This is a genomic window from Anabaena sp. UHCC 0451 (genome assembly GCF_034931405.1).
Taxonomy (GTDB): domain Bacteria; phylum Cyanobacteriota; class Cyanobacteriia; order Cyanobacteriales; family Nostocaceae; genus RDYJ01.
Genome location: NZ_JAYGHA010000011.1, coordinates 41,249 through 52,360 on the forward strand (window position 1 = coordinate 41,249; position 11,112 = coordinate 52,360).

Sequence of the window (11,112 nt, forward strand, 5' to 3'; positions counted from 1 at the left end):
GATGGGGTGAAATTTCTTTACCTATTCCCTGTTACCTGTTCCCTATTCCCTGTTCCTTATGGATCAAGAGAATATTTCATGGTAATATTAACAGTTGTATTTTTGGTCATTTTAAAACTGGCATTGCGGAATTTTGGTGTACCAGTTTGGATAGAAACAGTGGGATTTTTGGAAATCCCAAAACCTTCTTGGGGAATACCAAAAAAATCTTTATTAAGTTTCTTATCGCCATTTTGGTCGTCAACTACTGCAACTGCATAAGTACCAGGTTTTAAACCAGAAAATACCTGCTTGACAGAATTACCAGTAATCTTTGTACAGCCACTTCTGACTTCACTAGAATTGCTCAGAGGAAATCCTTTTTCAGAGTCGTAAACTCTCAAGCAAATTTGACCTGTTTGGTTACGAATACCATTCACGACTACAGTTAATGCTGTAGTTGGTTCTGCATGAACAGTGTTAGTACAACTGAGACTTAACAAAGTCGCCAACAATAGATAAGAAACACGAGATATCTTCAACATAAGCAGCTAAATATGTGAGTGTGGATTAATTGATTAAATATTAATTAGCTCAACTTAAAGCATCCTTGATTGCTAACTTGTGTAAGTGCAGCATTTTAGCAGCCATCCACAAATCTTTAAGTAATAAAGATTCAGTCCCAGCTAACTTTTTAGCAATGCTTAAACAACAGGATAATTGTTCATATAAATTTAGTGGACTCTGAATAATTGAAAGTAGATATTCCCGGAAAATTCGCCAATGGGGAAACAAAATTTTACCTTTGTTACTTGAATCAAACCAGATAGAATACTCATAGAAATCTGGTAGCATATCTAATGAGTATTGAGGATGATTGTTAGTGAATGATAGGTAATTAGGAAAAAACATACTTAGAGATTGTTGGGGATGAATTCTGGCAAAAAATAAGTATTGGGGAATTTCATAAAACTGTCCAATCATAGCCAGCCTTAATAATAAAATCCCATCTGCATTACCATAACCACCCATAGGAGGAATTTTTTTTAAGGCACTTTGACGAATTACTCCATACATTTGATAACATAGATGCTTAGTTAGTAATTCATCAAATCTAACTTGTGGTTTTTCTGAATTAGTATTGAGCTTAATATCATAGTTTTGGAGAAAATCACCCTGTTGATCAATAAAATATGTGTGAGAATGGCAGAGGATATAATTCGGGTTTTCCTCAAGTATCTGTATACATTGACTAAGAAAATCAGGAGCGTGTAAATCGTCATAAGCTGCCCACTTAAAGTATTTACTCTGAGACAACTCAAACACACGATTGAAATTACCAGCACAACCGATATTACTAGGATTGCGATAGTAACGAATTCGTTGATCTTCTGCGGCGTAATTTCTACAAATTTCTTCAGTATTATCTGTAGAAGCATTATCGGAGATAATTAATTCAAAATCACTAAAAGTCTGATTTAACAGAGCATCTAGAGATGCTTGAATAAATTTTTCGCCGTTGTATACAGGTAGTCCAATACTTAATTGAGGATGAGATTTATACATACGCTATTCCCCCACACATTGATCTTATTGCTACTACTTCATCAATTTTTGAAGGTCAGTTTTTTGCAACCATTGATGAGTGCGTTTCATGCCTTCTTCGAGGTCAATTTTGGGTTGATAGTTTAAAATACTTGTAGCTTTAGTAATAGAATAAGGGTATGGACGGCTCATAAAATCTACTGATTCTGGAAGAATATCAGCTTTTTTCCGAAATAGCTTTTGTCCTTGATGACGCACACGCAAAAATAACTTCATTTCCTCTTTAGGCAGAGACATCGGTGCAGGTAAACCTTCCATTGCTGCTAGGTGAATAAAATAGTCTTTCCACGAAGTTTCTTTACCATCTGTGATATTAAATATTTCACCATAAGCTTCTTTTTCGATAGCTAAAAAGATAGCATCAATTAAATTATCTACATACAAATGATTCATTACACCCTTACCATCATTTGCATAGGCAAATAATTTTTGTCGCATCATCAATACTGGACGCACTATCCAAGGAATACTTCCTGGTCCATAAACATCTCCAGCACGGATAATAATGACACCAAAATCCGGTGATGAATTTAGTTTTAAAACTTCTGTTTCTGCTTCAATTTTGGTTTGACAGTAGGGGTTATTTTCACTAGAAACTGACCCAGTTTCTGTAATATCATTGTCATAGTTAAAGCCATAAACCAAAACAGTAGAAAGATGCACAAAGGTTTTCACACCAGCGGCTTTAGCAGCTTTAGCTATATTCAAAGTTCCATTAACATTAATTTCCCGAAAATGTTTAAGTTCTCCCGCTTCTTCTGCCAGTTGAGCAGTGTGTAAAATAATATCTACTCCCTGACAAGCTTTTTGAGCAATTTTGGGGTCAGTGATGCTACCAACTATAATTTCAACCCCTAATTTTTGCAGGTTTTGATCCTGTATTGAAGAAGTTTGTAAACCGCGTACTTTTAGACCTTGAGCTATAGCTAACTCGGCTGCACGTAAACCGATAAATTCGTCAGTTCCTGTGATGAGAATAGTTTTGTTGTTGAGATTCATAGTATTGATGAGTAAATAAAATTTAGGGACTTTTTTAGCTAGAATGGCTGAGGTGAATCTAACTTATTTAGAAAATATCAGCCGGGTCTGCGGAGCGGAGTTTGTTAATAGCTAACGCTCCAGAAGTTATGCAGATTAAAACTGTAGAAGTTAAAACAATTAGGGCATTATTGGAAGTCATGATGATAGGTAATTTAGTTACTTGCATAGCAAAATCATATAGAGCTACAGAAACAATAAACCCTGGTATGTAGGCTGATAAAGCTAAAATTAATGCCTGTTGAAAAACCACATTTAATAAATAACCATTGGCGTAACCGATAGCTTTTAAAGTTGCGTAGGCAATAAATTGAGTGGCAATGTTGCTGTAAAGAATTTGATAAACAATAACTACACCCACCACAGAAGCCATTGTTAGCATCAGATTAAGTATGAAACCAATGGGTGTTCTGGCAGCCCAATATTGTTTTTCAAAATTAATAAATTGTGGGCGAGTAAAAATCTGTACGTCATTAGGTAAACTAGCTTTTAAATTTTCTAAAACCTGATTTGTGGAAGCACCTGGGCTAAGTTTAATAATACCTACATCTATCTTTTCTGGGTGACGAGTATTAGGATTGATTCTGAAAAAGGTTGAGTCACTAACAATTAGATTTCCATCTACACCAAAGGAAGGTCCTAAACCGAATAAACCACCTACTCTGACTCGATAACCTTGCAGAGAATCAAAGGGAAAGATTTCAATTGTTTGCTCTGTATCTCCTTGATCAAATTTTTCTGCTATTGGTCCAAATTCTGGGCGCGAATTTCTATCAAATAGCATGACATCAGGAATTTTGAGTTTATCTAAATTCTGCTCAACTTCTGGGATATTCATCACTGGTTTTCCTGGGTCAAAACCAATAACATAGATTGAATATTTCTCACCAGTAGCAGGATTTTTTAATTTTGCAAATTGCAAATACATGGGACTAACTGACTCGACACCATTAAAACCTAATGTTTGGTATAAACGATTGCGAGAAAAGCTTTGATTAGAGGTCAAGGATTTATATTGTGAACTGACTAAAAATAAATCGCCCTTGAGATTTTGATGTACTGCTGTAGCACTAGAATAAAGTGCATCTTGGAAACCAAGTTGAATGAACATTAGCAGCACAATAAAGGCAATTCCAGCTACAGCTACGACAAAACGAAACTTTTGCTGGGCTAACTGTAGCCATGCTAAAGGAATTTTTACATTCATATATTTGGTAATTTGGAGTTTGTAATTGGTAACTGGTAATCGGTAATTGGGTTATTTATTTATCCCATTTTCCCTATTACCTGTTTCCTATTTATAATGACTAGATTTGGATAGAAACATCTACTTGCAAGTTAGTTAAACGGGATATTTTTTTACTGTCAGCAGGATTATCAACAGATATTTTTACTTCGACTATTCTGCGGTCTGTATCTGAATTGGGGTTAATGCTAAAGACACTTTGTTTATCAACTTGCCAACCTACTTCCCTAACTGTTCCCTGTAATTTTTCGGAAAATGTGGCACTAGTAATAATTGCTTTTTGACCAACACGTACTTTTTGAATATCGGTTTGATAAACTTCAGCAATTACATTCATTTCTGATGTTTTACCGAGTTCAGCAAAACCAGAAGTAGCGATGACTTCGCCATTTTTGGCATGAATTTTTAAAACTCTGGCATCTATGGGGGATTTGATGTAAGTTAAATCGTAGTCTGCTTTGGCTTGTTGAATGGCAGTTTCCGCACTTTTGACTTCACTTTCTGCTAATACCACATCTACATTACGTACTTCTTTAATGCTATTGAGTCTAGCTGTTGCTTCCTTAATTTGATCTTGTAATGTGTTTTGAATACGGACAAGAGTCGCTTTAGCTTCCGTTAACTGTTGTTGTGTTGTCTTTAGTTGTAAAGCTTTAGTATCTGCAATGGAGGCGGAAATTGCCCCATCCTTGTATAATTGCTGATAGCGATCGCTTTCTTTTTCAGCATTATCTACTTCTGCTTGAATACGGTTAATTGCCGCTGTTTGTGCAGCAACTTCACCTTTTAATTGTGACTCTAAACGGGTAATTGTTGCTTTTTGAGCATTAATATCTCCGGGTTTTGCTCCAGCTTTTATCTGTGCAAGTTTAGCTTTCGCTACTAGCAATTGATCAAAAGCTTGTTTGATAGCAGCTTGAGAACGAGCATAGTCTTCTAAATAAGCTAATTTTTGTCCTGCTTTTACTTCATCTCCTTCAGCTACCAAGAGTTTTTCTACACGCACACCGTTGATAGATTTGGGAGCAGATAAATAAGTAATTTTGCCTTGTGGTTGCAAACGTCCCAAAGCAGTTACAGCTAATTTGATAGGAGTTACTGTTGAAGAATTGATTGCAGCAGATTGAATCTGAGAATTAGGCTTGACCTTCAATTGAGAAAAACTATAGAAAGAGGCTAAACCAGCAACTAAAGTAACTGAAGCTGCTAAAATTATTTTCCAATTTCTAGCGGATTTTTTCAAGAACTGGCTTTCTTTTTTTACTGCCATCTTTTTATTCCAATTATTTTACTTTGGGATATTCTTAATAGCAATGTCGCCAACTTATCCTGAGATTATCTAAGAGAAATTATTCTCTATGGTTTAACTTTGAGTCAGTAGATAAGCCGAATTTATTTTGTATGAATTGTTGTTAGGGCTTGTAGCTATTTTAGAACACCGATTCATTAATCGTAAGGGCGTATCCCTGACGGGACTGGAAGCATCAGCATTCGGACAGAATATCAATGGTTTCAGCGATAGGTTATCACTCGAATGCTTCGCCCCTACAAGGTAAAAACAGATTACCTAGCATTACTGAATCGACGCTCTAGGTAACAAGATAAAGGCTACAATCAACAGTGATATTATTTCCAATTATCCTCAGTTTATTCTTTACGGGGCATTTCATGAAGTAGCGTGAAATACCAGATTGCTAATTGAAAATTTTATTTTCCAGATGTAACTTATTGTTGAGGCAATGAACTAGCAAAAAACCTTAATTAACTCAAATTCAATTTTGCCAAAAATATCGAAATTTGTCAACCAATCAAATCCTCCTAATTCTGCGGGCATTAATAATAAAACTTGTACTCAAAAACATAACTCAAAATATTTCTTTTAGATAGACTATTCTATTAAAAGCTCATGAATTAACCATTAATTCTGTATTTCTCTTATCAAACAAGGCTTTTAAAAGTGATAATGTCCAGATTTCATCACAAATTCACTCATTTGCACAGGATAAAAGAAGTTATTTGTGTTGATACTATTACATCCCTTAAATTAATATTTGCTTTATAAATAACTACTTTAATTAGCCAATTGAGTTATCTTATAAATTCCTCAAAAACTCAAGCTAAATTATGATGTTTCTCTGAAAAATAGATATTTATGTTCAAAATAACTATCTGTGTATTTAATGTTTTGTGACTAACTAGACAATTCTGCTAAAAAGCTTGATTAACTCAGGTAAAATGACTAAATTACACCTAATTACCCAGACCTTTGCCACAGGAATTATAGTCAAATATAATACGTTTTTGTTAATTGAGTATTGAAAAGTGAGCGCAACCGCCAAAAATATTTTTCTAAACTTACATTAAATGAACTATTCAATTTCTATAAACCATGCTAGTCTTTGTATTAATTCAATATTTAAAAGCAGCAAGGCCAGTAGTAAATTAATTGAGAGTAAAAAGGAAAAAATACTATCACCTCATCCCTGTTTTTCATGAGAAACCCCTTTAAGTATTTTTTCACATGGCATGAATTTAGATTCAAGGTTGTGTTATTTCTGTAACGAATTTGGCAGCTTTTATTGGTTGAATAGCATAAAATAGATTATCCTGGACGGTGAAACTGGCTATGGTATTTATCAAGAGACAGGACGTTATGATTAACACTAATTACAGTTCTGTATTCAAGCTAGATCATCCAGATAGGGCAAGAAAAAAACACATTTCTAATTTCATCCCTACTCCTCAGTTTCCCTTGATTGGGATGCAATTTACCAATTTAGTACCTAAAGCACATCCAGAAAATTTTACCAGTTTCTACAATATCCAGAGTTTTTTGTGTAGAGTTTTCTAAATCCTGCGGACAGAATTTATCTTTCTCCGATGCTCCAGTATTTACTCATAATGTCTCTAAAAAAACAAGAAAAGGGAAGACAATATTGTATAGTATTTTTCCAGGATGACAGAGTTACCAAAATTCATCAATACACCATAAATGGCAATTATTTAGATAGAAAATCAAAGCAGTATTTACCATCTGGTGTTGATAGATGAACGGTCTGATTTCTTATGTAGCTAAGTCACTACTACTGTTAAGAAGAAATAGCTTCATTATGTATTCGTAAGCTACAGAAATTCTGTAGCTAAAAAATTCACAGTCCCCAAGATTACTCTATGCAATTATGTCTGCTGATTCAATTAATACTGCCTTGGTAGAGTTAGAGAGCCTTATTAACAGTTGTGAAAAGGATTTGATTAGGTTTATAGAGGGAAAAAAAATGAAGTCAGAAAATCAAATGTCAACACACAAAATTAACAGACAACTGCAACAAAATCCTATCGCCATTGTGGGGATGGCTTCTTTATTACCACAAGCCAGAAACCTCCGACAATACTGGGCGAATATTGTTAATAAAATTGATTGTATTACCGATGTTCCTGACACCCATTGGAGCATTAAAGATTACTACGATCCTAACCCCAGAACATCAGAGGATAAAACCTATTGTAAACGTGGTGGTTTTATTCCTGAAGTTGATTTTAATCCGATGGAATTTGGCATTCCTCCCAGCATTTTAGAAGTTACTGATGTATCGCAACTATTAAGTTTAGTAGTTGCAAAAGAAGCAATGGAAGATGCTGGTTATGGACAATCTCGTGAATTTAGCCGCGAGAATGTAGGGGTAATTTTAGGTGTGGCTATGGCTAAACAGCTAGGGATGCCATTATCTGCCAGATTAGAATATCCGATTTGGGAAAAAGTCCTCAAAAGCAGCGGTTTGTCTGACGAAGATACTAAAAAAATCGTCGATAAAATCAAAAGTGCCTACATTAAATGGGATGAAAATGCTTTCCCTGGAATGTTAGCCAATGTGGTGGCGGGAAGAATTGCCAATCGTTTAAATTTTGGCGGTACAAACTGTGTAGTTGATGCAGCTTGTGCTAGTTCTTTCGGTGCTTTAAAAATGGCAATTAGTGAGCTAATTGAGTATCGTAGCGATATGATGCTAACTGGTGGTGTGGATACCGATAACACCATCATGGCTTACATTTCTTTTAGCAAAACTCCCGCTGTTACTCCTAGCGAAAATGTCAAACCTTTCGATGCTAAATCTGATGGGATGATGTTAGGTGAAGGTATCGGGATGATTGTGTTAAAACGTCTCGAAGATGCGGAACGAGATGGTGATAAAATTTATGCAGTTATTAAAGGTATTGGCACTTCTAGCGATGGGCGCTACAAGAGTATTTATGCACCCCGTAAAGAAGGACAAGTTAAAGCCTTAGAACGTGCTTACAATGATGCTGGATTTTCTCCTGCGACTGTAGGTTTAATGGAAGCACATGGTACAGGAACAATGGCTGGAGACCCCACAGAATTTGGCTCTTTGCGGGATTTCTTTAGTCAATATGATGACAAAAAACAGCATATTGCTTTAGGTAGTGTAAAATCGCAAATTGGACATACTAAAGCCGCCGCAGGTGCAGCAAGTTTAATTAAAACTGCACTGGCGCTACATCATAAGATTTTACCGCCAACTATCAATATTACTGAGCCAAATCCTAAGCTCGATATTCAAAATTCTTCGTTTTATTTGAACACAGAAACTAGACCTTGGATTCGTGCAGAAGGGGAGACACCAAGACGAGCGGGTGTAAGTTCCTTTGGTTTTGGTGGCACTAATTATCACGTTGTTTTGGAAGAATACGAAGCGGAACAACAACAGGCTTATCGTTTACATAATGCGGCGAGTGAGATGTTATTATTTGCTGCCAATCCCAGTGAATTAATCAACAAGTTAGAAGCAACTTTTAATAATTTGCAATCTAACGATGGGGAAAGATATTACTCTCAATTAGTTCAAGAATCGAAATCTGTAACTATTCCCAAAACTGCCGCCAGAATTGGGTTTGTAGCTGAGAATTTACCAGAAACTTGTAAGTTACTAAAAGTTAGTATTGAGTTGCTGAAAAATAAACCTTCAGCAGTTTCTTGGGAACATCCTCAAGGTATTTATTACCGTTCTTCTGGGATGGAATTAGGCGGGAAAGTTGTCGCTTTATTCTCTGGACAAGGTTCTCAATACCTAGAAATGGGTAAAGAAGCGGTGATGAATTTCCCGGCTTTACGTCGTCTTTATGGACAGATGGATAGTTTGTTAATTCAGGATAATTTGCAGCCAATTTCGCAAATTGTTTTCCCGAATCCAACTTTTGAAGAAGAGGAAAAAACTGCTCAAATTGCAGCTTTACAAAGAACTGAATATGCACAACCTGCCATTGGGGTGTTTAGTGCAGGGCTGTATTCTATCTTCCAACAAGCTGGGTTTAAATCAGATTTTGCTGCCGGACATAGTTTTGGTGAATTGACGGCTTTGTGGGCGGCGGGAGTGCTGACTGAGGAAGATTATTTATTCTTGGTTAAGTCTAGAGGTCAAGCGATGGCTGCACCGAAAGACCCTGACCATGATGCGGGTAGTATGTTGGCTGTGAAGGAAGATATCAGCAAAGTAGAAGCAGTGCTGAAGAATTTTCCCCAAATTGCGATCGCTAACTTTAATTCTCCCACACAAGTTGTTTTAGCAGGTGCAACTGCGGAAATTAATAAAATTCACCAGCGGTTTCAAGAATTAGGATATGGGGCAGTATTGTTACCAGTTTCCGCTGCATTCCACACACCTTTAATTGCATTTGCTCAAAAATCATTTGCGATTGCGACTAAATCCGTAGCCTTTCAAAATCCCAAATTTCCCGTTTTCAGCAACGTCACTGGTAAACAATATCCCCAAGAACCTTCAGGAATTCAAAGAGTTTTAGGAAGTCATCTTTCTAGCTCAGTGCAGTTTAAGCAAGAGATTGAAAATATCTATGCTGCTGGTGGTTATTGCTTCGTAGAATTTGGACCAAAGCGAATTCTTACCAACTTGGTAAAAGATATTTTAGGCGAACGTCCACATTTTACCATATCTCTCAATCCTAGTACACAGAAAAACAGCGATCGCTCCCTCAAAGAAGCAGCTATACAACTGCGCGTTATTGGGATGAATTTGAATAATCTTGATCCTTACCAACTACCTCCAAACATACCCGTAGCTGAAACAAAAAAAGCCTTAAACGTCAAATTAAGAGGCATTAACTACATTTCTGAAAAAACCAAAAATGCCTTTACAGAAGCATTGCAAGATGGTTTCAAAATCCAAGGAATTCAGGAATCTAAACCTTTAGAAATTCCAGAATCTAAAGCTTTAGAAGTTAAGAATTCTCTAATTCCTACAACTCCTGTAATTCCTACTAAAAATGGCCATAACGGCAACGGACACAAGAAAACCCCAGTAGTTACTTCCTTACATCAGCCTCAGATGAATTCTGTTAACCCTGCAAATCAAACAACCAAAGAATTATTACCTACAGCCCTTTATGCAATCGCAGAGCGTCCAGGAGGGAAAATGGAAACACCAGATAAACAACATAACTTTCATCAGGTTTTGGAAAGTTTAGAAAACCTCTTGAACCAGTTTCAAGAAAACCAAAGTGATAACCTAGAAATTCACGGCACATATCTGAATCATCAAATGGAATATGCCAAAACATTTTTCCAACTGATGCAGCAACAGAACGCCCTATTTATTAATAGTAAACCTTCAGAAACTGCCCAACTTAAGCAAGTCGTCATGGAAACTTTCGAGCGGAGCATGATGCAGTTTCACAGCCAACAAACTGAAACCCTCCGCATTCATGAACAATACCTGCGCGAACAAGTAGAATACACCAAAAACTTTTTCCAACTCATTCAACAAGAATATTCTCTACTAATTGACGGGACAGAAACAACTCAACCCGTAATTCCCCCTCAATTTACCGAGACACACACCAACAGTCTACGGGAATTGATGCCCCCAAAACCAGAACCAACTACTACAGAAACAGTTGTTCCTCCTACCGCCAAAATTGTAGAAACTCCAGCAACAGCAATAGAACCAGTAATAGAATCAGTTGTTACTGTTAGTCCTAAAATTGCAGAACCTGTAATAGAAATACCAGACCCAATTGTAGAAACTCAACCTGAGCCAGTAGCAACTATAGCCTTAATTTCAGAACCAACAAACTCCAGTATTAATATTCACGAAATAGGTAAAAATCTCCTCAACATCACCAGCGAAAAAACAGGCTACCCCATCGAAATGCTCGAATACGACATGGACATGGAAGCCGACTTAGGAATTGATTCCATCAAACGGGTAGAAATT

6 protein-coding genes are annotated in these 11,112 nt (G+C 36.4%); 1 reads left to right on the forward strand and 5 read right to left on the reverse strand.

Features of this window, described 5'->3' with window-relative positions; translation table 11 throughout:
- Window positions 1–56: 56 nt before the first annotated feature.
- From VB694_RS09525 to VB694_RS09545, 5 genes are all read right to left on the reverse strand, one after another.
- The gene (locus tag VB694_RS09525; RefSeq protein WP_323360075.1) at window positions 57–524 is read right to left on the reverse strand and encodes a DUF2141 domain-containing protein; all 468 of its coding nucleotides are present in this window, start codon (window positions 522–524) and stop codon (window positions 57–59) included.
- Window positions 525–573: 49 nt separating this feature from the next.
- Window positions 574–1,545, reverse strand: coding sequence for a glycosyltransferase family 2 protein (locus VB694_RS09530; RefSeq protein ID WP_323360076.1), 972 nt, complete (start codon window positions 1,543–1,545; stop codon window positions 574–576).
- A gap of 33 nt (window positions 1,546–1,578) precedes the next feature.
- A complete protein-coding gene (locus VB694_RS09535) occupies window positions 1,579–2,583 on the reverse strand; it encodes an NAD(P)-dependent oxidoreductase (protein ID WP_323360077.1) in 1,005 nt (334 codons plus the stop codon).
- A 67-nt stretch (window positions 2,584–2,650) separates the two neighbouring features.
- A complete protein-coding gene (devC, locus tag VB694_RS09540) occupies window positions 2,651–3,829 on the reverse strand; it encodes an ABC transporter permease DevC (protein ID WP_323360078.1) in 1,179 nt (392 codons plus the stop codon).
- Between the two features lie 100 nt (window positions 3,830–3,929).
- Window positions 3,930–5,138, reverse strand: coding sequence for an ABC exporter membrane fusion protein (locus VB694_RS09545; protein WP_323360079.1), 1,209 nt, complete (start codon window positions 5,136–5,138; stop codon window positions 3,930–3,932).
- 1,909 nt (window positions 5,139–7,047) lie between these two features.
- On the opposite strand from VB694_RS09545, the gene VB694_RS09550 reads away from it, so the two are divergent.
- Window positions 7,048–11,112, forward strand: a 4,065-nt coding sequence (locus VB694_RS09550) for a beta-ketoacyl synthase N-terminal-like domain-containing protein (protein ID WP_323360080.1), incomplete at its 3' end; no start/stop codon positions are given.